This is a genomic window from Ruegeria sp. AH12 (assembly GCF_056541465.1).
Window position 1 is genome coordinate 39,467 of the sequence record NZ_JBQFYL010000015.1, and the last position, 25,470, is coordinate 64,936.

At 56.0% G+C, this 25,470-nt stretch carries 15 protein-coding genes; 4 read left to right on the plus strand and 11 right to left on the minus strand.

Features of this window, described 5'->3' with window-relative positions; genetic code table 11:
- Positions 1-73 precede the first annotated feature (73 nt).
- The 7 genes from ACR0EL_RS17805 to ACR0EL_RS17835 form a co-directional block, all read right to left on the minus strand.
- Positions 74-1,300: a flavin monoamine oxidase family protein gene (locus ACR0EL_RS17805; RefSeq protein ID WP_480501403.1), complete on the minus strand. Its 1,227-nt coding sequence runs from the start codon at positions 1,298-1,300 to the stop codon at positions 74-76.
- Between the two features lie 17 nt (positions 1,301-1,317).
- Entirely contained in the window at positions 1,318-2,154 is an 837-nt protein-coding gene (locus ACR0EL_RS17810; RefSeq protein ID WP_480501404.1) for a sterol desaturase family protein, read from the minus strand.
- On the minus strand, positions 2,151-2,708 hold the full coding sequence (locus tag ACR0EL_RS17815) for a TetR/AcrR family transcriptional regulator (protein WP_480501405.1): 558 nt from the start codon (positions 2,706-2,708) through the stop codon (positions 2,151-2,153). The genes ACR0EL_RS17810 and ACR0EL_RS17815 overlap by 4 nt, the downstream gene beginning before the upstream one ends.
- 156 nt (positions 2,709-2,864) lie before the next feature.
- Positions 2,865-3,464: a rhomboid family intramembrane serine protease gene (locus tag ACR0EL_RS17820; protein WP_480501406.1), complete on the minus strand. Its 600-nt coding sequence runs from the start codon at positions 3,462-3,464 to the stop codon at positions 2,865-2,867.
- A gap of 31 nt (positions 3,465-3,495) precedes the next feature.
- Positions 3,496-4,617 carry a saccharopine dehydrogenase family protein gene (locus ACR0EL_RS17825; RefSeq protein ID WP_480501407.1) on the minus strand — a complete coding sequence of 374 codons (1,122 nt, stop codon included), beginning with the start codon at positions 4,615-4,617 and terminating at the stop codon, positions 3,496-3,498.
- On the minus strand, positions 4,610-5,323 hold the full coding sequence (locus ACR0EL_RS17830) for a DUF4166 domain-containing protein (RefSeq protein ID WP_480501408.1): 714 nt from the start codon (positions 5,321-5,323) through the stop codon (positions 4,610-4,612). Before ACR0EL_RS17830 ends, ACR0EL_RS17825 begins: the two co-directional genes overlap by 8 nt.
- A 41-nt stretch (positions 5,324-5,364) precedes the next feature.
- Positions 5,365-5,928 (minus strand): GbsR/MarR family transcriptional regulator, encoded by a 564-nt coding sequence (locus tag ACR0EL_RS17835; protein WP_480501409.1) that lies wholly within the window; start codon positions 5,926-5,928, stop codon positions 5,365-5,367.
- Positions 5,929-6,257: 329 nt separating this feature from the next.
- Between ACR0EL_RS17835 and ACR0EL_RS17840 the strand changes: the two genes are divergently transcribed.
- Positions 6,258-6,470 carry an alpha/beta fold hydrolase gene (locus ACR0EL_RS17840; protein ID WP_480501410.1) on the plus strand — a complete coding sequence of 71 codons (213 nt, stop codon included), beginning with the start codon at positions 6,258-6,260 and terminating at the stop codon, positions 6,468-6,470.
- A gap of 59 nt (positions 6,471-6,529) precedes the next feature.
- Here ACR0EL_RS17840 and ACR0EL_RS17845 read toward each other — a convergent pair whose 3' ends face one another.
- Positions 6,530-8,509 carry a bifunctional 2',3'-cyclic-nucleotide 2'-phosphodiesterase/3'-nucleotidase gene (locus tag ACR0EL_RS17845; RefSeq protein WP_480501411.1) on the minus strand — a complete coding sequence of 660 codons (1,980 nt, stop codon included), beginning with the start codon at positions 8,507-8,509 and terminating at the stop codon, positions 6,530-6,532.
- A gap of 529 nt (positions 8,510-9,038) precedes the next feature.
- Between ACR0EL_RS17845 and ACR0EL_RS17850 the strand changes: the two genes are divergently transcribed.
- From ACR0EL_RS17850 to ACR0EL_RS17860, 3 genes are all read left to right on the plus strand, one after another.
- The gene (locus ACR0EL_RS17850; protein ID WP_480501412.1) at positions 9,039-9,737 is read left to right on the plus strand and encodes a helix-turn-helix domain-containing protein; all 699 of its coding nucleotides are present in this window, start codon (positions 9,039-9,041) and stop codon (positions 9,735-9,737) included.
- Between the two features lie 91 nt (positions 9,738-9,828).
- Positions 9,829-11,031, plus strand: coding sequence for a MobV family relaxase (gene mobV / locus ACR0EL_RS17855; protein WP_480501413.1), 1,203 nt, complete (start codon positions 9,829-9,831; stop codon positions 11,029-11,031).
- Between the two features lie 240 nt (positions 11,032-11,271).
- A complete protein-coding gene (locus tag ACR0EL_RS17860) occupies positions 11,272-11,697 on the plus strand; it encodes a hypothetical protein (protein WP_480501414.1) in 426 nt (141 codons plus the stop codon).
- Between the two features lie 848 nt (positions 11,698-12,545).
- Here the strand turns inward: ACR0EL_RS17860 and ACR0EL_RS17865 are convergent.
- From ACR0EL_RS17865 to ACR0EL_RS17875, 3 genes are read right to left on the minus strand one after another with little or no spacing between them, the layout of a single operon-like run.
- Positions 12,546-12,812, minus strand: a complete 267-nt coding sequence (locus tag ACR0EL_RS17865) for a hypothetical protein (RefSeq protein WP_480501415.1) — start codon at positions 12,810-12,812, stop codon at positions 12,546-12,548.
- A 34-nt stretch (positions 12,813-12,846) separates the two neighbouring features.
- Positions 12,847-18,051: a hypothetical protein gene (locus ACR0EL_RS17870; RefSeq protein ID WP_480501416.1), complete on the minus strand. Its 5,205-nt coding sequence runs from the start codon at positions 18,049-18,051 to the stop codon at positions 12,847-12,849.
- On the minus strand, positions 18,048-25,268 hold the full coding sequence (locus tag ACR0EL_RS17875; protein ID WP_480501417.1) for a hypothetical protein: 7,221 nt from the start codon (positions 25,266-25,268) through the stop codon (positions 18,048-18,050). Before ACR0EL_RS17875 ends, ACR0EL_RS17870 begins: the two co-directional genes overlap by 4 nt.
- Positions 25,269-25,470: the final 202 nt, after the last annotated feature.

Sequence of the window (25,470 nt, forward strand, 5' to 3'; positions counted from 1 at the left end):
CCGTCGCTGTTGAACAAAGATTGGGAACGCCAGATTTAAGAGAATGCGAAGCCGTGCACAGGTGCGGCGACCGCTAATCAAAAATCGGATATGCAGTGTCGAGTGTTCTCTGAGCGCGTTCGACAATCTTTGCATCAGACAACTTCGCCAGGTCCCGCGCAGGTTGTGCGCCGTTAAAGGCCATGATGATCGGCTGCCCGGTATAGGGATAAAGGTTTAGCCATTGGTTGAATTGGCCCTGCGGCAAACCGGTTTCCGGCGTTATGATCCATGTATTGTCGGCATCCCAAAAGACATCTTCATACCGCAGATACACCTTGTCTAACGTCCCCATACCAAGACTTTCGATGGCGCTTTGCTTTTTATTTGGTAAAGGCGGGGAAAAGGTGATCGAACCCTGTTTCAGCACACCCAACGGAACCGTCACGATGACTGTGTCGAACCTGTCCGATTGCCCGGTCTTATCTTCCAACCGAACCCCTTCGCCATCAAACTCGACACGCGCCAATTCGCGGTTCAACTGGATGTCGAAATCGCTGGCAAACGCATCGAGCAGCTGTGCATAGCCTCCCGGGAAGACCACCTCTTCCCCGCCATAATCGGTATCCCGCAGATAGGCCAAGACATTAATCTCGGCGCTGTCCGCGCCAGCGCTGTGCTGAACGGACACAACATTATCAATCCAATCAGGGGTATCATCATCCGGTATTTCGCGCCCATCACTGCCACGAATGATATAGCTATCCGTCGTTGCCAGGGTTGATACACCCTGTGATTTCGCAAGCTGGGTTAGCGGATTGCCATCGGTGCCGTGTATCCAGCTCGCGCCCAGATCAAGTGCTGCGCCAAGGCGATTGTCGGTCCAGATGCGCCCACCGATACGGTCGCGCGCTTCCCAGATCGTGACATCATATCCGTGCCTTGTTAGCGCATCCGCGGCGGCAAGGCCGCTCATCCCTGCGCTAATGATGGCTACGGTTTTGGCACCTGTTTCAAAAACCGCCTCTGACGCGATAATCCCGGATTCATAGGCGGCATGCACCGTGCTGTTATAGGATGGATGCGTGGCCTCGCCCGCAAAAAACAGGCGATCACCGACTGGACGGCCAAGGGCTGCGTGATCCTTACGCCACGATCCTTTGGCAAGATAGGTATAAGACCCAAGGCTATGTGGATCGCGGCTCCAATTTGTTCGGATGTATCCGGTTGCAGTACGTGTGCCTTGTGCAGCCCCGGCAATGGGCACAAAACCAGACGTCAAGGCACCCAATGCTGCGGCTATGAAATCTCTGCGATCCATTGCAACCCCGCGTCTGATCACTTGTTCGGCTCCCAGCCCGGCGGCCTGATCAAAGTAGAGAAAGCTTCTCGGATGCTCTTTGACCGGGCAATATCCCGGATCAGGTCCGGCCATTCCGAGAACCAGACTTTGATCGGGTTCTGGCTGTCAAAATCGCGTGTCAGGCCATAGCGGGGGGTCTCTTCCTCGATCTGGAATGTCCCCCAAATCCGATCCCAGATGATGAAGATACCGCCATAGTTTTTATCCAGATACTTGTCATCACACCCATGGTGGACACGGTGATGAGACGGCGTGTTCATCACATATTCAACCGGCCCCAGCTTGCCGATCAGTTCCGTGTGCAGCCATGTCTGATAAGCCAGCACTGCGATCACGCCAAACACAATCGCCTCGGGTGCAAACCCCATCAGGGCCAACGGAATATGGGCGATCAGGGACCATACACCTTCCAGCGGGCCAAACCGGATACCGGTGATGATGTTCATATCGCGTGAGGAATGATGCACCGCATGCTGGGTCCAAAGCAGGCGCACCTCGTGGGCAATCCGGTGTTCCCAATAATAGGTGATGTCGGCCAGCACAATCACCAGGATCACGCTCCACCACGTCACGGGGATAGCCCATGGCAGACCCTGAGAGATGATCCAGTACAGCCCGTAGGCCCCAGTTAGAACAAAGGTTTCGACCAACAGATACGGGATCTGGGTCGATGCGCTTGCTAGCATTTCGCCAAAGGTCTTGGCTTTGAAATCGCCTTTGAAAATCATCTCGGCGATTTCGATCAACAAGATCGCAGCGCCAATCAGAAAGAACACCTCGTCGATCTGTGTGGTCAGGGTTTCGAGGTTCATTGCGCCCCTCCTTTCAATCCTTGGGAAAGTGTCCGCCAGGCCAGATCGGCAGCTTGCTTGGCCGTAGCCTCACCAGACCGCACGAGGGACCAGGCGGCGTAGATGAGGTTTTCATAGGCCTCAACAATCCAGTCAGTTGGAACGTTCGGGTCAAACGCGCCTTCTTGTTTGGCCGCGTCGACATCGCGTCGAAGCTCCTGCAAACCTTTTTCATAGGCTGCGGCTATTTCAGGGTCTGCTTCCAATCCTTCATTGGCTAAGAACAACTGACGGTTTGCCAGTGGAACAATTGCGTGCAGTGACAGCCGAAAGCCTTCTTCATAGCTTGTTGCACCTGCCGTGGCCTGTTCAACGGCTTCATCAAGTTCGGCTATTGCGATCTTTGCTAAGGCGCGCATCAGTTCGGGCCGTCCGGGGAAATGCCGATGCAGCGTCGCACGGCCCACACCGGCATGCTGTGCGACATCGCCAAGTGAGGAGGCCTGGTTCTTCGAAAAAACCTCGAACGCGGCTTCGATTATGGCATCTTTGGTGGTTGGACGAATTACACTCATGAGACACAGATGTATCATATGAGACTTGAATTCAACCCCACCCTCGATCTTAAATGCTTACCCGGTCGGCAAGCCCGCAATCAGCATGGATTTTTTTGGAATCGAGCCAAAGAAGACCCCAAGCATGTCTCTGCCAGTCGCCCTTACCGGACACCCCTATCGCTGTTCGACATTCCCGATACGCGGCGCATGAACATGGGTGCGGATCACAAGGGCTGCAACGGCTCCGGCCAGGGCACCAAACAGATGCGCCTCCCACGAAATGCCGGGTTGGCCGGGCAAAACACCCCAGATGATCGAACCATAGACCAAAGCCACCAAGAGGGCGGCCCCGAGCGTAACCGGAGACCTGTCGACCACACCACGCGCAACAAGAAACCCGAACCATCCAAACACCAGACCAGATGCGCCGATATGGATGGCGTTGCTGCCAAAAAGCCAAACGAGCGCGCCGCCCAGGGCGATAATGACGGCATTCACCAACAGAAGCGCGCGCGTTGCGGTCAGCGCAAGCAACGTGCCCATCAACACAAGTGGCGGTGTGTTTGACATGAGATGAGAGAAGCTGGCGTGCAGAACCGGCATCCCAAAGATCCCGTCAATCCCGCCGATATGCCGGGGGATCAAACCGAAGGCCAGGTTCAAACGATAGCCTAGCGCCCAGTTGATGACCTGTATCGCCCATAGCGCTCCAATGAAGATTGCCAGCGCCCAAAGTCGTTTTCGAACCACACTGTTGTTGTTCTGAACTGTCATCTGGACCAGATAATTCCTTCGCAAAAACCGATCAAGAAGTGCTGGGTTTGACCGTCTCGTCCAACCGAATGGCAATCGCCAGATCGCTCATGGCGTCTTCAACAACACGTCTGGGTATCTCAGCCAAACACGGGCGAGCACCTGAACGCGGTTTGACAGTCCCGCGCAGGATTGCACGACAGGTGATACCCGGCACAAACGGGCCATCTCCGTCCTCGGCGATCAGAGTCCATGTACGGGTGATGCTCTGACCGTTCTTTCGCCCCGTGACATGCACCTGCATCCCCCCGCGATCTGTTCCGAACGGATAGAGCGCTTTCGACAACCAGTAGAGCGCGGAATAGGCCAAGTCTGGCAGGGAAAGACGCCAGCGTTGGCGGAACCAGGCCAATGCGGACAGCGACGCATTCATCACGGCCAGTTCCAAACCCGCCCGAAACATAACTGCTGAAGCCGCAATTCTATTAGGCAGCAGGTGTATGTCGGGGACGTCCACGAAATACCCAGCACGCCGCAACCCCGGCGCAAGCGAGTAGATTTTGCGATCTGTCCAGCCCCGCACGGTCTGCCAACTACCATCCCGAAGAACCTGTGAGGGGCGGCCAACGCCGCTGACAATGCTCTTGATCACCGACATTCCGCGCGGCGCCCGGTTGCCCGGCAGTATTGCAATGTCGATAAGGTCGATCTTGTCCAGCCCGTCGATCAAATCCTCAACGATTATCGAGGACAGGCCCGGTACGCTGGACGCGCCCGAAAGCACAAAGACATTTGCGGCTTCTGCGTGTGCGTTCAGCCCCGCGATACCCATTGTGAATTCTGAACTGTCGGACAAATCCAGATAGTGGCAGCCGTGCTGAATACATAAGCGCGGGACAAGATATGGATCCAGGCCATAGTGTTGGAACGGCCCCGCCGCATCGATGACAACATCCGGCGCGACGTCAAAAATGACCTCGGGCGATGAATGAATATCGACCGTCAGGGTCTCTGCCCCGAGTTCGCGGGCAAGGGCGCGACCCTTCGAAGGTTGCCGCCCGGCCAACCACAGTTGATGCCCGTCGCGCGCGAGCAAACGAGCAGTCAGCGCACCAAAGACACCATATCCACCGATGATCACAACCTTCATGGTGTGGTTTTTGAGGTCAGCCATCGGTCGCCTCAACGATCTCGGCATCGAAGAAGACCGCATCCTGATATACGACCGAGCCCAACAGCCGATGAGTCAGTGCCAGTGTGAACTTGAACTGCCCATCACCCAGTTCTTCATGCCCGATGACCAGATTGCCTGGGCACACCCATTTGGGCAAAGGAATGCGCCAGCGACCCAATTTCACAAAGTAGCTGTCACTGATGAACAACAAAGCGTTTGGGGTGCTTTGCAACCGCAAAGCTATTCCGATGCCATAGCCAATGTATTCCTCTAACCCGGTCGGGCCGTCGAAGCGTTTGGAACTGCTGACAATCTGCGGAAACCCCGAGGACCGGCCATATTGCCTAATCCAGAATTGACCCCCGGTTGCAACATCTTCGGTAACAACCACAACGGCAGAGCGCCCGGCAGATGTGCGATCAAACGGCAGCGGCGCGCCTATGGCTCGCATGACAAAAGCCAGGAAACGCCCAGCCAGATTCATCTGCATTTCGGACACGCGACCCTGATAGACAAGACTGGCACCGCCCGACAATCGTTTGCTAAAGCGCCGCCTGATCGCCGCGGGCAATCGGTTCCATCCGTCTTGCCCCAACAGCTCAAAGAAACGGGTATCCCTTTTGTGCCGATCACATGGCTGCGCTTTGACATCAGTCTCAATAGGCTGCACGTTTTGAAAGGGTTGTACTTCGTGTTTTTCGAACATTCTGTTATTTCCGTCAGAAGAGAAATTAGAGGCCAAAATTTTTAGCCGCTTGGCTTGCCCCCTGTAAGCTTCAGGAATGAGGCGACTTTGCTGCCCATCTTCATAAGCATGATCAGCTTAGGCCGAGGAACCGTCAGCATATCGTGATACCACTTGTCAGCCGTGCTCAGGAAATCCTGCATGGCCCGCATACGCTGCAGCACCTCCGGCTCTAGCCCACTTTCGCTTTCAGCCTGCGCGACACATGTGCGTATGGCTGCAGCAGCGGGGTCAATCTCTCGCTCTTTGCGGCCTTGCGCGATGCGGATCACCATCTCCCAAACGTCGGTCTCGGCCTCGAAATGTTCGCGCCGCTCACCCGGAATCGGCACCCGCCGGATCAGACGCCAGCTGACAAGTTCTTTCAAAGAGTTCGACACATTTGAACGTGCGATACCAAGCGCGTCGGAGATTTGTTCCGCATTCATCGGCTTGGTGCTGAGGAACAGCAGCGCGTGGATCTGCGCCACCGACCGATTGACCCCCCACTGAGTCCCCATATCGCCCCAATACAGGATGAACTGGCTGGAGGCGTTGGATTTCGATATGTCAATAATTTCTGTCATAACAGAAATATCAGATTAAATGAAACAAATGTCAAGCTTTTGATCTGATCTGTGATCTCTTTGCCGTGTTCTTTGATCCGGTATACTCTGATCAGACGAGCCGTTGCCGAAAGCCGTGCAATGGTCGATTTGAGTGAATGTATTGAGCTGAACCAAGCCGTGCTTACGGAAGTGTTCGACCCGCACCTGAGTCGGTGTGACCCAATTCTAGGCGGAACGCCCCATCCACCATTGCGCTTTGTAGATAACAATCACAGCGACGGCCGGAACATGCCGAAGCAATTTAAGGAGATTGGGTATGGAGATTTTGGACTCGGAATGGCGCAAAGATGAGGGCCGAGCATGAGGCAATTGCAGATTCACACGTGAAAGTTCTGGCGATCTTTGCAGACCAAGACAGCACCATACCCCATCCTGATGCGCAAAGGCGCCTTGACCGATGGAATCGGAACCGTGTGAGCCACGTGATCAAAGGCGCAGGCCATGCAGTGACCTATACCCACGCAAAGGAATTCATGACAGAGGCCGACAACTTCCTGTAGGTCTTCCGCCACCGCAAAGAACTACGGTGGCGAACAAGGTCGTTAAATCAGATCAAGCGTCAGAGTTTGATCCGGAACGCGGCAAACCCGTCTGCACCTTCGCCGGCATCCTCGATCGTGACCCCTTTGACATCGCCCATGTAATCGCGGGCTTTGGGGCCAGTTTCGAACAGGACCGTAGTGCCCTCAAGCGGCGCAAAGGACCAATTGGCGTCTGCTTTCGGATCGATGGTGCCCTGCTCGACGATGTAGCGCACGATCACATCGCGGTTGGTATCGGGCGCTTCGAACACGACCGTATCACCCAACGCGCCAGGGAAGGAACCCCCACCCGAGGCACGATAGTTGTTGGTAGCGATGATGAATTCCATGTCATCTGTGACCGGCTCACCGTTGAAGGCAAGGTTCACGATCCGGGCGGTATCTGGGTTGATCTCTTCCCCTTTCGGTCCAAAGCGCGAGGGCTGTGACAGGTCGATCTGATAGGTCACGCCGTCCATCACGTCGAAGTTGTAGGACGGGAATTCCGGGTTCAGCAGGATCGCATCTTCTGCACCAACTTCAACTTGATTGAACATGCCCGCCGACCGCTCCAGCCAGCCCCGGACCTGAGCGCCGTTCACACGCACCGCACGCACCGTGTTGGGGTACAGATACAGGTCAGCCACGTTTTTGATCGCCACATCACCGACCGGAACATCGGTGTAGTATTCAGGACCGCCCCGGCCACCGGCCTTGAACGGAGCCGCTGCTGACAGAATGGGCAGGCCTTCGTGCTCGGTGCCCTTCATCATCTCTTCGACATACCATTTCTGCGCGATTGAGACGATCTGGACGGACGGATCATCCGCGACCAGCGCAAAATAGCTGTGCAGCGGGGCCGAGGTTTTGCCAACAGCGCGCCGAACATAGGCCAGCGTTTCATCATGATCCTGCGCAACCGAGTCGAGCACTGTCTGATCGTCACCCACCAAGGCAGTGATGGAACGATCTTCGTTGCGTTTGGAAATCGGACGCGCCTCGGAGGTAGTGGTGACCACCCGCCATTCATTTCCATCCCGCTCCAACAGCAGATCAAGCAGACCAAGATGCGAGCCCCAGAAGCCGCCCATGACAGCGGGCTTGCCCATCAACGTGCCCTTTTCCACATCAATGCCGGGGCGATCTGCAAAGGTCGGTGATGGGAAGACAAGGTGATTGTGGCCGGTGACCAGCGCGTCGATGCCATCAACCCCGGCCAGCACGACCGAAGCATTCTCCATCCCGTCCGCATGAGCGGCCTCGCCAATCCCCGAATGCGACAGCGCAATGATCAGATCGCAACCCTGTTCTTTCATCTCGGGCACATAGGCTTGCGCGGTCTCGATGATGTCACGCGCCTCAACATTGCCCTCAAGGTGCTTGCGATCCCAGTTCATGACCTGCGGCGGGGTAAAGCCGATCACCCCGATCTTGATCGGATGCTTGGTGCCGTCACCCATTTCAATCTCACGATCCAGGATCGCGTAGGGTTTCATCAAGGTCTTGTCATCGCGCGGGTTTGCGCCTTTTTCCTTCGCAACATTGGCCAGAACAACCGGGAATTCGGCCCCGGCCAAGGCTTTGTCCAAAAACTCCAGACCGTAGTTGAACTCGTGATTGCCCAGGGTCGCGGCATCATATCCAACCGTGTTGAAGGCACTGATGATCGGGTGGCTGTCACCTTCTTTCATGCCGCGTTCATAGGCGATGTAGTCACCCATCGGATTGCCCTGCAGAAAGTCACCATTATCGACCAGCAGAGAGTTCGTCGCCTCTGACCGGATCTCATTGATGATCGACGCGGTGCGGGACAGGCCAACCGTATCGCGGGGTTTGTCCGCGTAATAGTCGTAGGGGAAGACATGGACGTGGATGTCCGTGGTTTCCATGATCCTCAGATGTGCCTGGTTGCTCGCTGCAGCCGCCGAGAACGGGTGCAACGTAATGGCCGCAACACTTGCTGTTGTCGTGGCGAGGAACTGGCGGCGAGAAATCTGATTGCAGCTGGAGAAAGACATAGGTCACCTTTCGAGTTTGTGAATCAACGCGCCTTTTCTGAACTTTTGACTTCACGCGTATGACAAGAACGGTCAGATTTTCGCGCAGGTCAAAAGCAAGGGCATTACTCTGCACCATATCTCAATATGACATGATTCCCAGAGCATCACGGGATGAAGAACGGAATTCTGCCGAGGGATCCCAACAACTCGGCAAAGGGTACAAACCGCCAGAGTGAGCCGGTTCCACACTAAGCCAGTTCGCAATCGTTCAGGCCCGGAATTGCCACGTCAAACATGTTCTTTGAAAAAGTGGTGAGCCGTGCAGGACTACGTGCAGAGAGAGAATTCAAAGGGTTACGCTGGCGAACCTCAAATTTCCACCCACTGAAATCATTAGCCATTCTGGGGCTTTGACGAACCTCGCATGGCTCCCAAGAAAGCAAAAAAACCGCTGAGGGGGCGGCCACCCACCTCAACGGCAATGCAAATCTTTCTGCTCCGTTAAGCTACCAAGTTTTCGCGCCAACCGCAATCGCGGGAGGTCTCGATGGCTAGACTAAATCGGTTTGAATGGCTCAAAGCTGTCATGCAGTGCAGCGAGGTAAACTCATCTACGAAGGTGGTAGCGTCGGCCCTAGCGGTACAGTTCGCAAATGACAAAACCGGCGACCTGAACCCGTCCCAGGAAACCTTAGTCGAATATCTCGGCAACTTGTCGTTAGCGACGATCAAGCGGTGCATCCGTCAGCTCGTTGAACTTGGCTGGCTGTTTCGTACCGAGGGGCGCGGCGCTGGCAACTTCACCAAATATGACCTTCGCGCGCCCTGCAAAATCATCCCGTTTCGCCAAAAGAAAAAGGGGTCGCCAGCGAGCCTTTGCGATGACGAAAAGGGGTCACTGGTGGCTCACAAAGCGGTCACCAGTGAGCTTTCCTATATAGAAGAAGAACAATCCCAAGAACAAAAGGCTGAGGTTGAACCGAATTTGCCCAACGAAAGGCAATCCGATCCATCGCAGCCATGCAGCGAGCAATTGATCTTCGTTCCAAGAGGCATCTGCTTTGTTCGGGATTGGGATAAGCGACTGGAATGCGCAGGTATGCAGACACTCGAACGCAGCCTGCCTTTGTCTCCACACAAGCATCATCTCGGATTTTGGCTGCCCGCCCACACCCCTGCACCAATGGGCAGCGCTGAATGGCAATCACAGCTCCGGTTTGTTCGGGCTGCGATAGCCGAGGCGTAGAGTATTGGCGCGCGGCGCTTGGCAGGCTGAGCGAAGAAAACCCGGGGCTGTCTGCCCCGGACCCCGAAGATATTTCCCGAAGGTGAGAGACATGTTGGAAGAGAAATCAGCGCTGGATGAAGCCTATCGTCGGCGCATTACCAAAACGAAAGGCGGAGGCGGCTACGGCAAGCCACGGCCTGCTGGCCCCGCCAACGGCAGTGGTTTTGTCATTCTGAGAACGACCAAGATCAAGACACTCGGGAACATGGGCGCAAGCCTCCAACACACGTTCAGAGAACGTGAAACACCAAATGCTGACGATGCGCGGCGAACGCAAAACCAGGTCGTCATCGGGCCTGACAATAGCCAAGAGATATTGGACGACTGGAAAGCGAACGCGCCGGAAAAAGTACGCAAGAATGCGGTTGTCGGTATCGAGTATCTGGTCACAGGCAGCCCTGACGCGATGGCGCGCATGAGCCGGTCAGAACAAGACGAGTACTTTGCCAAGAGCATTAACTGGCTGAAAACCCGACACGGGGCCGAGAACATCCTGTCGGCAGTTATCCACCGGGACGAGACCACACCGCACCTGACCGCCATGGTGATGCCCAAGGATGCGAGAGGCAAGCTGAATGCTCGCCATTTTCTCGGGGGCGCATCCAAATTGCGCGTAATGCAAAGCGACTTTGCCGAGCGCGTCGGAAAATCACATGGCCTAGTCAGGGGCGTTCAGGGCAGCAAGGCAAAACATCAACGGGTCAAATCCTACTATGCAGCGCTGAACCGCTCTGAGGCTGATACCATTCAGCTCCCAGCTCGGCAAAAGAGCAGCATGATGGGTCGCGGGGGCGAATCCGATGAAGAGTACCGTCAGCGTATATCTTCCACCGTCAACGCCATGGTTCGCGGCGCAGCCGACCGCACCCATGCTCTGATCGAGGAACTGAGAACGCGGGCAAATCAGGACGAAGCACTGCTTCGCGCCCTGAAATCCGAACGCGATGTGGCGCGCGAAGACACCGAGCACATCAAGCAAATGGGCACAACGATCTATGCCGTTGAACGCCTTCTCAACGCGTTCGAGCGTGAGACGAATCCTATTGAGCAAGAGGCTTTAGCGACGGTTGCGCAGGCGATCAGAAGCTTGAAGATCAAGCCGGCCGAGGAAGTCCAAAAAGATATTTCTCAGCGCCTCATAAGTCTTGGCTACCGAGAATTTTCGGACCGCAAAGCGGATCAAATCGACCAACGCAGAGACGAAGTGGGGCAAGCGCCGCCTCAGCGCAATGACCCAGGGCGGTCACGATAAAACAACTTTCAATTTCTTAGAGATCAAAATGCTTAGAAAACAAACTGCCTCCACGCGCAATTCCAGCGCCTCGGCTATGCCAGACGACCTCATTCTGTGGGCCGATATTGATGGTCAGAGAAAAGTTGTCGCTCAGCGATACCGCTCACCCAAAGGCAAACTCCGCATCGACTGGTTTGTGTCGCGCCCTCAACGTCAAAACCTTCTCAGCGTTTATTTGCAAGATGCGAACCCTCCGACATGACCATGGCGATGTGCAAGACCATTGTGACGCGACTTCGTTTGATGGCACGGGTCTGGTCGCGTCTGTGTGGCGGCTATGGCTTTTGGGGCCAATGGCGGGGCGTCATGCGATGCGTTTGGGTCAGCAGCATTTCATGGACCGCTCTTATCGCCGTCCCTAGCTTGTTTCAGCTCAGCCACCAAGGTGGCTGCCAGTCCGGTGGATGCACCCCGAGCGCTGATGATTTGCAGGCCCTGGTGGCGCTCTCGATCCCGCTAGCCGCTAGTCTCCTGATCACCGATGTTGAGGATACCCTGGCTGGCACAGAAAGCCGGATGCAGGTTAGTACGGCGCCCGTTTCCGACGAGGAAATTTGGGAAAATACGCCAAAGCAATGGCGACACTTGCTGCCTCCCGAAATTGTAGAACGGTTCGAAAAGTAAGCTTAGCAGTCTGCCAAAAAGCCAACTTTCGATCTGCATATGTTGAAAGTCAGAGATGATTGACTTTTTCGTCACGACATTGACCCAACAGAACGCTGGTGGATCTCTGCGATTCCCAGCATCGAACTTCGGAATTTATGCGAGTGGTACGGCTCTTCACGTCGAAGACTGCTCGCCAGAGGACTGGCATTGGCTCACAGCGCCTAGATTTCGAGTTGCACTCGACCAAGGCGTCTTAATGCTTGGAATCGGCTATGAGGCGCTCACTTGGATTGTAAGATTTGTCGAGGACGCCGAGTCACCGCCCGCTGTTCCGCATTCCATAATAGTTTCAGCTTTCATGCGGTGTGGGCCCGTAACCGCGGGTGAAAAACGCAATTCACCTACGGCACGCCAGTTTAGTCTATCGCCGTCGCCAACGGAACGCGTTTCTACGCTTTCGAACTTGTCGTCTCCGCGGTCGTGGCTTATCCGGTAGGTGATCCTGCACGAGACCGTGGAACCGGTAGTGTTTGTCAACCGCGCCGTGTGCGAACTTGTTACAGTGACCGTTTCCTCAATCTTTGCGGATGCTGGACCCGATTCTATCAGTGCTCCTGCGTTCGGTGGCATGTCTAATCTCCTTTATTTCATACGCTTTCAATTCTTAGATTTCGTTGACTTCGAACTGTGTCGAAAATGGCGGTTTTAAGAGTGGTTTATTTTAAGCTATAATGGTACCTCTTGATGTCTTGTTTTGACTGGGCAGCACTGTGGACGAGGCGGATCAATCTCGTCTTATCCTGCTATCCCACGACCCAAACGTAGCAAGTATCTCGATCCAATCGCTCGATAGCTAATGGCTGGTTTCAATTTGCATAGACTTCCAGCGTATTTCCTTCGTCTACCTTGTCGGTGTCCGAATGCGTGACAGATGAGTTATTCGTAGAAACCGCAGTCCACTCGAGGTGTGCCTGGTAATCGCCGTCAATTTCGCAGGTTAACGCTTGGGTATCATCTTCGTTTAGCCGCTTCTTGTCCCAAAGGATGTCATTTCCGGCCGTGTTCAGATCCTTGATGGTGACGTACAGATCCTCTGAGTCCGCATTCCTGACGTACACTGTACCTAGCGCCATGTTTGTCTCCTTTCGCGTCGCATATGATTAAGAGTCACTTTTTACCATTCTTTCCCGGCAAGGGAATGTCGGGGCCGACATCGTCCAGTTCGAATATCGCGGCTGTCCTTGTACTGCCCCTTACGACAGCTGACAGCCCGTCAGTGCTTCGACCGAATTCTTCGACCACGTATAGACCGCCATTCTTTTTCATCCTCGCATCAGCAAGCGGGTTACCGTCGGCCGGGACTTTTTCGAATTCCTCGATGGCCAGCGCGTATTCGAGGCGAGGGTCGAGTTCCGGCAGGTCAACATCGAATTCCCATAGGTGATTGGATATCGAGTTTCCTGGGTCGTCGGCTTGACGCTCGACGGGCGGGATATCCAGGCGCATTTTCCATCCGCGGCGGCTCGGCTTACCCACCACTGTTAAGCGTTTGCGCTCTAGAAATCTGACAATTAGCCAAGGTCGCGCTACCAGGTGAGCGTGCTCAGTCAACTCTATTCCGGGGGCCCGTGCGCGGAAAGCCGCCCCGTCAACCACAATGCGCAGGCGACCCGGTGCGGATGTACTACGTGAGACCGAGATCCACCGCTCGGGTGGTACTTGGGTGTCTATAACCATGGGCGGTGACAGCTCCAAGCCTCGCAAGCACTGCGCCTGATAGGCCGCAATTCCAAGGCGCACGAATGGCATGTAAGTTTCACGTGCCTTGATGCCGATGTCCGCGATCCAGATGTCTCTCGTGCGATCGGCGACCACGTCAAATATGGCTGCCGCGACCTCGACACTGTTCGGTCCACCTAAGTTCTTATTGGCCTGTTCGGGACCTATTGGCAAATACAATCTCGGGCGAACCATGCTTGGGTCGTGTCCGAATAAGTCGGCGCCATTCAAAAAATTCGGTAGACTTCCAGAAGAGTAGGTTGGATCGCGACCGCGCATGGTGACAATAGAGTGAAGCGGATTTCCTTGTAGTTCCTCGAGGCCAATCGCGTTGCCGCTTCCTTTTGGTGAGTTGCCGTCAAAAGGTTGAAACGCCTCGTTCTGAAACATAAGAAGAGCCAGCTTCTGGCCCTCACCACTGCCGAACCAGGGCCGGTTCAAGAAAACCCGGATCAAGGCCTGACGGTAAAGCTGTATGCCCACATAAGTCACGCCACTGGCGGGGTCTGTTAGAGTGGCCTGAGTTCTCTGTTCACGATAAAGCGGTAAAGGATCTTCGTCCTTCGAAAGGCTTGGCGGTCGCGCGGTCGCCGGGATTCGCAGGATGCGTACGTCGCCAACGTCCAATTCGTCCGTAGCATCGGGTCGTTCGAAGAAGTGCCGATTGCGTCCCTCGGTTGGCGCTTCTGCATCTCTGCTTTCATTGGTGGCGGCTTCTGGGTCCTTGTAGAACGAGTCGAAGCGCGAGGTACCGACAGGACGGAGGGAGACGTTTCGCGCCCGGGTGTCACCGAAGTCGATATACGAGCAAGCTGGAGTACCATCCAGCTTTGTCAGGAGATCGACGGGCTGGTCTTGATCAATGGGACTTTCGCTTACTGATCGACGGGTCGTTTCCACCGAACCCCATCGGCCGATACGCGGCTTGAAACGGCGCAACGGATCATCAACATCACGGCGCATTGGGCGGGTTGGCGAATCGTCGTACTCGTCCCACCTGGCTTGGAATTCGAGCTGCTCTGTTGAGGGGCGGTGCAGGTCGATCTCACCCCCAAACCAAGCGATCGTCGCTCCTGGATCGTGTGCCTCGCGCCAATCATTAGGGTGCTTCTCGACGAAATCAGCCCATTCATGGCAAGCGATCTCAGCAGGGTCACGTTGATCGCCGTTTTCGATCTTTTCTTCTACCTTTGCCGAGAAATCCTTCAAGACGTAGGATTGGGAATTCTCGCTCCCGCCTTTGGTGGCTTCTTCCCACCCGATCCCGAACGAAGGCGCCAACAACGGTTTTTGCAAGGCGTTGACGAGGCGCAAAGTGCGGTACCCGTTCAGAGCCGGTATGGGCCAATGTGTCATTAGGTCATGTATTTTCTCATGCCGCACGCCTTCTCCCATGTCGACGTAGGTCGATGACTCGATATCCGCCATCGTGAAAGCTTGTTCAAAAACAGGCCAAAGCCCATGCTTGGAAAGTGAATTCGCGCTTTCGGGCACAGACCAGCAACAGAGTGTTACTTCCTCGCCTCTTGGGACGCGGTAGATCAGTGTTTCGAAACCAGGCATCCCTCCATAAATGGCGGTTTTGTCACGATCAACGGAAAGCGGCTCCCCCTCGGTCGCGGAGATCATTCGAATTACTATCGGTAGTATTTCGTCACGCCTGTCCGGCCCTTCACCGGCCGCAGAGGGCGCATAAAGCACCCTTTGCAAGTGATCGAATAGCGGGACGTTCCGGCGGAAGGGCAGGACGCAGCAAACCTGCGCCATCGGGTCGGGGTAGTAGGGCTGGTCAACACCTCGAGTTCCGGGCTGGAGGACTTGACCTCGCGATGGCCTCTCGCTCCGCGCGGCCAGGTCCGGGTCTTCCCTAACGAGAGATCCGGGATTAAGAGCATGCTCTGCGTTGGTTTTTGTCGGCTTTGGCTTTCTTGTAGCGCCACTTCCGATCGCTTCAGGGAACCCACCGCTCCACCTGACCCTGTCGAAACCGCGCTTGTCGAACATGCCGCGCGGGACCAGCTCGTTTCCGGATGTACGGTCGAAAGTGCCGCCGATCTTGGCAATTGGATGCCCAACACGGGGCGGGACAAGGTAGCGCTCGACGCGGCGATTCTCACGGAGTGCGCGACTGCTTTCCAAAAAGTTGTTGTTGGTCTCGATGTTAGCTTCTCCATCTCGCAGAACCAGGGTCTGATCGTTGCTCCCAGGCATCAGAGCCATGTCCCTCGCCTGGAAAAGCGGTTCCCAGGGCTCTGATCTCAGCAGGATTTCAGGAGGATGGACTGGTTCCTTTGCACCGAATCTTAACGCTTTGTCCGGTGTCGATCCCATGCGCATTCCCGTATCGTAGAGCGGATACGCTTCCGCCAGGCTCGGTCCTCCGCGATGAACATAGACCGGGCGACCACCAACGAAGTAACCGAAGCGATCTCTTAGCAACGCGTAACCGCGCGCGCGTCCGACCTCGGGAGATCCTTTCCGGGGAGTACGCTTGCTAAACTTTACATGCATGCTCAACGGCAACGTGCCGCTTCCCTCTGGCTCGTAAGTGTCGTTGCTGTCGTGTTTCCTTCGCGCAGGAAGACCAAGGTTACCACCGTCCCAGGACAACACGGTTTCCTGGGCAACTATGCTCAGGTCTTCCTTGTGCCGGTTGCTGGGAACGGCGTAGCCATAGCTTCGCTCAATAAGACGAGCACCCGAGTTACGCGTGGAAAGATCGTAGGGCGGTGTTTTCCTGCCGTCAAAACGGTAATCGATGTCCCGCTCGTAAGGACAAAACCATTCAACTGGGTCATTTTCGTCAACCTTGATGCCTATATCAAAACGGATACCGACCATGAGCATCTCGGCCGTTAGGAAACCATCTCCGAGTTTATCAGCCACCACGGCCATGGCCTGTTGTGAGATTGCCTCAGCCCAACGTTCCGTGTCGAGAACTTCGAGTCCGGTCGTCCGCAGGGGCGGCAGGTTTCCATTGATTGCCTTGGTCAACTCTCCCGCTCCCACCGCGGTATCCGCGGCCAAGGCAGCGTTTGCAAAAGCGTTCAGGCCCTGCTTTCCGTCGACCGCCATCAGCCGGAAGCGTGTTCCCTCCTTGCTATCTGCGGCCTCCACACCCACGTGGACCAACCCTTCCTGGAGCGCGGCAGGCGACTTCAGTCCCAGTCCGAGATCGCCGAGGGAGGCCGGTCGAAAGGCCAGGCTCGGCAACCGGTCTGCCTTCTCTTCATCAACTTTGGCGACGGTCCACATAGCGGACGGTTTTTCTTCGGCCTGAAGCGTCACCTCCCCCAGCTTCGCTAGGCGAACGGCAATTAGGTCAGTTTCGAGCTCTGCGTCCAATTCCCATTCGAAGTCAATCACGAGACCGAAGTACTTCGCGAGAACAGGGTTACCGCGGATATCCATGAAGCGCCGATACTGGTCAGACGCGTGGAACTCCATGCCCGTAGCGGCATAGGCACTGCGCAAAGCTTCCCGCGAAGCCGGGGTTGCCCGCGATTGGGCCAACAACTCGAGTGCCAGAGCTGAACGAAACGAGGCGCTGGATTCCTCTGCACCGCTCAGGAGCGTCGCGGCATTCTCCAGCGTCTTGATGACGTCCAGTGCCACTTGGCCAGGGTTCGGGTTCGGGCTAACCTGCACCTCCTTTGACAGAAGTTTTTCGAGATCTCCCGCCAAGACATCCGCCCAAGCGGATTCCGCGAAGGTTCGCTCGGACTGTTCGTACTCGAAAATCAACTTCTCGCGCTCGATCAAAGTGCGAACAACGTCTTCGGGCACCCAGCCGACGCGCTTGCCATCAACGATCTCGAGATCACGCACCGTCTGGATAACCGTTTCCAACCAGGCCGGTGGATTCTCCTCCTCCAGGCCTATTCCTGCAAAGCGCCTGACCCGAACGTTTACGCTGTCACGATCACCAAGTACCCGCCAGTAGTCAGTGTCTCCGTCCCGCACCGTGTCTGGCGGCCGAGGGCGTGTCGCACCCAACAGACTTTCTTGCACGGTTCGGGCCAAAACGTCGGCTCCAAGTGACAAGGACAATGGATCCGCGATCAAGCCTAATCCGTGCTCTTGCGTGACTTTCACCAGGCGATCAGGAGACACCGAACCGTTCAAAACCTCATCCTGCACGCCCCGGCCAACAAGGCCAATCGCAAGCTCGGCAGCCTTCATGGCGCTGATCCCTTCGGTCAGCGCCGCTCGACCATCCGGTCGCACCCGGAACCATGGGCGTTTTCCAGTGTTCTTGTCGACCAAAGTCGTGAAGTTTACGGCCGCGACAAGCTCGCCAAACCCGTCTTTGAAAAGTTCGCTCCACCTTGCCGGCGCTTTCTTGTCGAGCACCCAATCAGTTTTCAGTTCACCAACGGCTCCTTGCTGTGTCGTCCACCCAGCCCCGTTTCTCGTCATGGTCCGCAATTCGAGCTGGGGCACCAATGAAGCTATTGTTTGAGGCCAATTCTCCAGCAACGCTTCCTTCGAACCCTCGCCGGGCTTGAAACATGCAGCCAGGTTCAAGACGGGCCTGTCATTGCGAATGGTGTAGCCGTCAGGCACCACAGTGATCTGGATGCCTTCGATCAAGTGTCCCACCCCCTGTTCAAGAGATTGGCACCGTAAAGACTTCGATACCGCGACCAGGCCGCGACCTCGGATGGTTGATCCACGGTCACGGTTCCCGTGGCATTTGGGCTTTCTTCACCTGAAACCGCGTGCAGGCGGTACTCGTTGCGTTCTGCTTCGCTACGACCGCTAATATTGTACTCGGCGTCGAACGAATAGTTGAACTCGACAAATTTCACCTTGAAAGTCAGGGAAATAAACGTCGTACCCGTCATCTCACCGTTCTTGCTCTCGAGTGCGATTTCAATACAAACGGCTAGGGAGAAGATTGCGATTGTTCCCTCTCCGAGAGCTCTGACGAAACCGCGGATGATGGTCAGGCCGTCGGCGGTTTTGGCAATGTATATACCTGCGGTAATCTGGCCGTATCCTTTGATCGGACCAAAGCTCAAACCGACCATCGCACCAAACTCGATCGAGGCTTCGAAACCAACAATGCCCTTCAGATTTGCAGTGCATCCCACGTGACCTCCGCCGCCGTATGGAGGTACCGAGATGATGAAGGGAAGTTCGCGCCTTGCGAATGTGAAACGGAACCGAGCATCGCGGTCGTCCAGCGGCAATTCGGCAGAAATGTTGAGCGAAATATTGTAGAAAATCAGAGCACCAAGGACCACCTGGTCAAGGGAAAGGCGGAAACCAACTTCGACAGTCGGCGGTAAGAGGGTAATCTCGTAGTAAGGCCCTTGCTCTCCCCCGCCCGAGAGAAAGCTGCCGAGCGCCTGAATGTAACTTAGGTCATCGCCGATTGTGACATCCACCGGCGTGGCTCGAAACTTGGAAGATCGGCCTGAACCGGCACCAAAGGTGGCGGCCGAGAACTTTAGGGTGACGATGTCGGCAAAGCCTGGCAGAATGTTGACTGTGAACGGATGCAGGTAGCCTTCCGCTCGTGCCTCCCGCTCTCCGTTAACGAGGTTAATGCCCGCACCCGCCTCTATTATCAGGTGATCTTGGGCCGGCTTGTCTTCGACTGGGTAGAACTTTTTGCGAAGTTGCTCGCCCGACACTGGCCCATCGACCTTCCAATACCTGTCGTCCAGTTCCTGTTTGGGGGTTATCAAAAACACCGGGTTCGAGGCTGGGTAGTTGCCGATCTCGGTCGCCCAGTCGTAGCTGAGGTTCACACGGGTCGGCAGGATGTCGAGTATTGCGCTCTCGAGTTCGTTTCTCAACCCGCGCAAGTCAACAAGTGCGGACAGCCTGCCGTTCAAAAGACTGTCAGCGAGCTTCTGCATGAGCGCGACGGCGCCAAGAACTGGCGGTGGATTCTCGACCCAAAACCCCTTGACGAACATACCTGCTGCGAAAACGTCGAAGGGACTAGTCGCTACGAGCGCGCTAATCCTCAATTCTTCGGCGCGCAGGCCCACGAGACTACTTGATAGCGCCTCGGTCACCTCGGCGCGGATCAAGATCTCGAGGCCCTGGTTTTTCTGGATCGCGTCCAAGACATTTTCAAGAACACTAATAGCGGTTCGATCGACCGTAAGCGCGATCTCCAAAACCGCCTTGGCCTGTTCCTCAGCCCAATTTGCCCAACCCTTCACAAGGTCTTGGACCTCGCCTCCGGACATTGTTAGCCACCCTGCTAGCGGCTTGCTATGTTTCGCTACGAAGTTGATCGTTTCCTGCGCAACTGCATTGACCTCGGCGACCGCAACTTCAGGATTCGTATGATCGATACTTCCGATACGATTGCTCAAGCTTTTGAACGCAATCTCAAATTCACTTAGAGCAAATCCGAGGTCAGACTTGTAGACCTCCAAGCCTGTCTTAAGGGCTGCGACTTCCGTCTTGAAATCTTCGACTTTGAAATCCGACGCTCCTATAAGCGCCTTAAGCGCTCCCTTGATTGCCAACAATGCATCTTTCAGCGCTTTTTCCATCGCGTCGAGTTCGCCTCGGACGAGCGATTCCGGCGCATTCACCGTTTGCGCAAACGCATCCTTGATCTGGCGTTGGATGTCCGCCATGGCAGATGCCAAATCGCGCACCCGGTCCAAGGCGCGGGACCGCAAACGAAAAAGCTGTGTCACTGGATCCAGTTCGCTGATACTAGCGCATGGTTTCCCCGCGATGGCTTCGCGCAGTTCTCCATTGAGCCCGCGTCCTTCGCCGACCAGTTCCATTACTTCGTTCGCTGCGATCAACGCCCGTGCTCGCGCGGCATCAAGATCGCCGAACTGCGCAGGAATACGTGGTCTTGCTAATGCAGATCGAACTTTCTGAATCTCCACTTCTGCTCGGTCGAACTCCGCTGTCAGCCCCTCGCTGCCGTCTACCAATATCTTTGTGGCTTTCTCGCAAAAGTCTTGTGCATCCTGCAGGAGCTCGGAGACCCTTTGAAGGTAACCAAGGTTGAGGATTGCCTGCGTCGCCTTGACGACGAGGTCAGTTAGTTTGCCGATCAGCGCTTCACGCGCTTCTGCCGACGAGTCCTTCAACGCTTTTTCGAAAGCGATCAAGGCCTCGATTGCTTTGGAAAGCGGCAATCCAAAGTGCTGGGCAACCAAGCTGTCGCCGTGATACTTTAGCAGCTGTGTGACCTCTTGTCCCAGCTCCTGACCATCTACCGAGACAAACGACGCGTAGTCCGCCTTAACTTCTTCTAAAAGCTGGGAGTTTCTCCGTTTTAACGCTTCCTCTTGCGCGGTGGAGTCAAGATAAGGTCGCGGAAATCCAAAGAAGACCGCATAAAAATGCTCCCATGTTGGATTGGCTTGGGACGGGACAGGCAACGTCTTGCGCAACTCGTTGAGTAGGCCATTCTTAACATGTCTCTCAAGATCGGCTTTAAGGTCAGAGAGCAGGTCTCCGGTCACTGTCGCGCGCAGGATGTTCCATTGTGCCGTTATGAGCGTGATCGTTTCTCCGACAATGGCAGGGACCGGATTGTCGATCACTGCTTCGGCAGCGTTGCGAACACTCTCAACGGCAGCGGCGAGTTCCCCGATCTTTCCGGTGATTTTTGTGTATTCCTTTGCCAGCCTTGTCTTGGCCTCGTTGGGATCGTCAATCTCGCCGACCTTCGAAATCGATTCATCAATCTGCGTCACTAGCCCAAGGCCAGCCGGTTCCACGGCATGTAAAGCCCGGTCGAGTTCGGGGTAGAAGTCAGACAAGGACAGGTCGCTGGACTGAAGTTTTGCAATTGCAGCATCCACACTCTCAAGAAAAGCGACGATCACCCTGTCCAGCGTAGCTAGTGTTTCCTCGGCAATGCGCTTGATGTTGGTCAGGTCAACCGCTCCTGCGGCTTCTCCGAACTCGTAGGCAACCGATTCAAGTAGCTTCGGCGCGCCAGTGGCGAGGCTGACAACCTTCAACACGTCCTTCAGAGAGATAAGCCCGAGTATCTTCGCGTCGTTCAGAGCCCCGCCCAACATGTCGAGTGGATCGAAACGCCCAGCTTCTGCGGGCGTGGTAGCAAGTGCGGTGCTTGAAGCGCGTTCGGCTGGATACGAATCCATGCCGCGCAACGCACCGGAAGAAGGAGTCGGCAATGGAAGTGCCGGACCGCCAATCGGTCCCACTGTGCGCGACAACTGCGCAATGCGCATGTTGGGCTTGGCTATGCCGCCCGAAGCAGTGCCGTCAGATGCAAGGTCTAGAAAAAGGGTTCGTGTTTTAACATTGAGGAAGACCTCGGAGGGATTGGCAACGGTGTCGAAACCGTGCGCCACGTAGAGCGGGTTCATACCCAGTTCTACTGTACCCGCAGACCGACTTAGGAGCCGGTTTACCGACTGCACGCGTGCCCTAGCTGTCTCGAGAACCCCATAAAATGGTGGCTGGTCAGCCCCTTCCATTACCCCATCCATCGCGAAATTCTCAACGGATGGTAGGCCTGGAATACTTCCTTGCTTGACAGGACTGGTTTCGTCGTCTGCTTGAGCACGGCCGGAGACTGACATGTCGATGGCGACAGTCTCGAATGCAGTCTCATCCCGCCGCCTTCCTGGGGCGTATTTGAACGCCTTACCTGGCGCTAAAATCTGACGTTGTTCGACCGGAACGCTCGATCGATACATTTCGGCAAGCGCCCGCATTGTTGGCGCGTGGTGAACTGCCGCATTGTCAGCGAATATGAGTGGCGCTTTCAAGGGAGTGTCTTCGTCATCACGCAAGTACTCGAAAAAAACATCGGTGCCGTGCGTATCCGCTGACTTACGTCTGATGCGTGGCCAAAAAACCAACCCTGCCTCGCTCGGAGCCCCGGTCTTGATCCGGCCATTCACTGCGACCGTGCCAGGAACTGCTGTACGCGGGTTTAGTAGGTCGGGTGAACGCGTCGTAAGCATTCGTATCGATGAAAGCGCAAGTCCGGCGCGCCCATCAAAGGGTTGGCCCAACGAAGGGAATGCCTTGTCTGGTCGCCCGATGACCAGGAAATGTCGACGCACTAGGTAGGACGTGGGATCCTGCTCTCGAGCGCCTGGCTTACGCGAGGCGTGTGGCATAAACATCCTCTCGCTCAGCTTTATGAGGCTGGCTCGATGGCCCAAGGGGAACATATACCCTTTACTCGCAACCGTCACCCTGATGTCGCGCCCCAGTACAGAGTAAGCTTCGAACTTCTCCATCGTGGTTGCCGCGTGCCAGTCATCCGGAGGCGATGGCTCGTCCAGCGTCGGGTCGACTTTCTTTAGGTAGTATGGCGCAAAAGGTGTAAACCCGCTGGTCGTCGCGAAGCTTGCCCCCTGCGATGTCATCACAACGCGGGAGTGGCCCAGCGTGGTGGCAACGGCAACACCTGCATCCGGTGGCCGCTTTCCATCGACGAGGGTGCCGTTGTCCACGAACGCGTACCCATCGGGTTGCGGCACCACTTGGCCGGGCACGGCCTGATACTTCTTCTCCCCTTCACCAAGGCTCGGGTCCTCTTGGGCTACGTCTTGATTCTTAACTTCCACTAGGCCAAGGACCGCGTTTAGGGCGACCCACGAAGTATTCATCGCCAATTCCCGCGCGTCCTGCATGCTGTGAGCAGCAGGAAAATTGCGCCCATCGCGCGTACTAGTCCATGAAGCTTTATCTTCTTCTGGAATGGCCCGCCCGGACAAGAAACCCAAGTCCATGCCCTTTGCCCATACCACTCGGAGATCGTGGGGTTCTTCTCGCGAAATCGCTTGCCGGGTCGCTGCCGCTACCGCGTCGTCGTCCGCGGCATCATCTTCGTCGTCTTCCTTGCCGTTTACCGGTGGCAAAGACATCGCGTTGCGCGGGCGCAGCCGGGTACTAAACAACTGCGCTCCGCGTGAAGCCAGTTCATCTGGATGCGACTGAACCGCTTCGGGGTGCGAGCCTTCCCGGGATGGGCTTACAAAGGTATTGAACCTAAGCTCGAGGACGGTTTCGAGGTACTGGTCGCCGCCCGGGTTCGGGTCCTCAAGGTCGCGGTCCGCCTCGATTGACGAACGCAGCAACTCCATTGCCTTGCTGCGCGTAGTTCCAGGACGAATGCCGACATAGTCGAGTTGTTCAAGCACATCGCTACCAGGCTTGAACGCCCTACCGGTGACGCGAAGCGACAGGTCTGACCACGCCGTGAGTTCTCCAACCGTCAGCGGGATACGCGCTTTGTCGACCAGGTCGAAAACCAGGCGGCTAGGACCAGACGCCCGCGCTTCAACGATCTCGTCTGGACCTTCACCGTCCGACCAAGTGACACTACCGTCGTCGTGAACCTGTGCATCTTCTGCCCACTCGTAGACGTGTTGAGCACCGAAGTGCACGACAAGTGCCGGGGGCACCTCGACTTGTCCGCGCACACGGAGTTCAGGCAGTTGACCCGCAACGCCCGTGCCGCTGAAATACAGGCCCGAAAACCCGAACTTCAGGTCCAGGAGATCCCGGGAACGCAGCACGCGTAGAAGCGAGTTTTGAGCGTCGATTGTGAAAGTTTCGTCCGCTCCGCCCAGCATAACGCCTGAGATCGGGTCGTCAGGGTTTTCCGGATCGAAACCGGGAACCGGGTCACCAGAACTGGCTTCGTTGTCTCCACTGGTGGCCAAGAACAGACGCTCGGACGACGCTTCGCTTGGCCGGTATGTTGACCTAACGTTCAACCTTAACGGCGTCGCTGGAAACTCCCAGTCGACCAAGTCGCTATCCTCGATCGGAAGAGACGCGCGCGCAAGCAAGAGCTCCATGTCAAAAGGCGCCGCTCTCCCATTGCGTATCGCTAGGGCACTGAAACGGTCTTTGCGTCCTCTGAGCGCGAAAGTCACGTCTTCCAGGTCCAGCGTTCCCGTCGCGTTGGCGAGGTCAACAAGGATACGTGTGGGGCGTTCGCGCAACGACACAACGCGTACCATCTTCGAATCGGCTATTTCGATAGCCGCGCCCCGGCCACTGGTGTCGAAGTGCAAGCGCACACCACCCTGGATGTAAAGCAAGGCACGCGCACCCCGGGTGATCTCGACTGCGAAACGCGAGATGTTCGCGGGTGTAACTCGCAGATTCCGCTCAGCTCCCAAGGCCGCTGAGATCTTCGTGTCATCCAGCGTTTCCGGATTGTCCGCATGGAAGACCCAGCCCCGGCGCGGCGTTCGTGGTACCCAGCGCACTGACATCGCGCGAACCCGCAATCCGTCGACCTCGATCGTGACAGGATTTCGCGCGGAACCCCGCCACGTGCCGTCGGCGAACAACGACATTCGCATTGGCCCTGGACCGAGGTTAACGTGGCGCAACGTTCCCACATTGACGTCGGTTTCGAATTGCAGCCCGGTCAATCCGGACAACCAATCGGTTAACGGGACCGCCGACGCAGGGCCAAGCATTCCCCCCTTGCCTGCGACATGCCAAGAACCTCTTTGTCGTGAGAAACGCAGATCGAGTTCAGCGCCCGGTGCGAGTGGTGCAGAATTCAATCGATATGCGCGGAAACGCCAAGCGCTCCCATCGCGAGCCACTTCAAACCTTGCTTTGTGACCGTATTGACCAAGCGGTACAACGTTCGCATTCCCCCCCAGTTTGATGACTAGGGATTGGTGCCGCAACTCCAGCATCAGGGATTCGAAGCGCGTGCCTGCGGTGGCAAGCGATGCGAGGCCCGCTAGCAAGAAGCCACGCCGTCCGATCGGGAAGGCGCTTGCAACACCGCGTCCAAAAAGCGCGCGCCAATGGCTGTCATTCAACCTTTCATCAAGATCAGTCAGCCACGACGTCATCTTTCAAGCATCCGATACAATAAAGCCAAGCGAATCCATCGCTCAAGCATCCGCATAAAAAAGCTCAGCGGTCGTCCTAAAATGCCTGCCACAAAATGCGCGGATAAATTCCCGCATTCAATAAATCGCCATTGGTTGGGCGAACCGTCACCCGCTGGCTTGTTTCCAAGGCTGCGTGATGCGAAGCTGAAAATCAATAGTG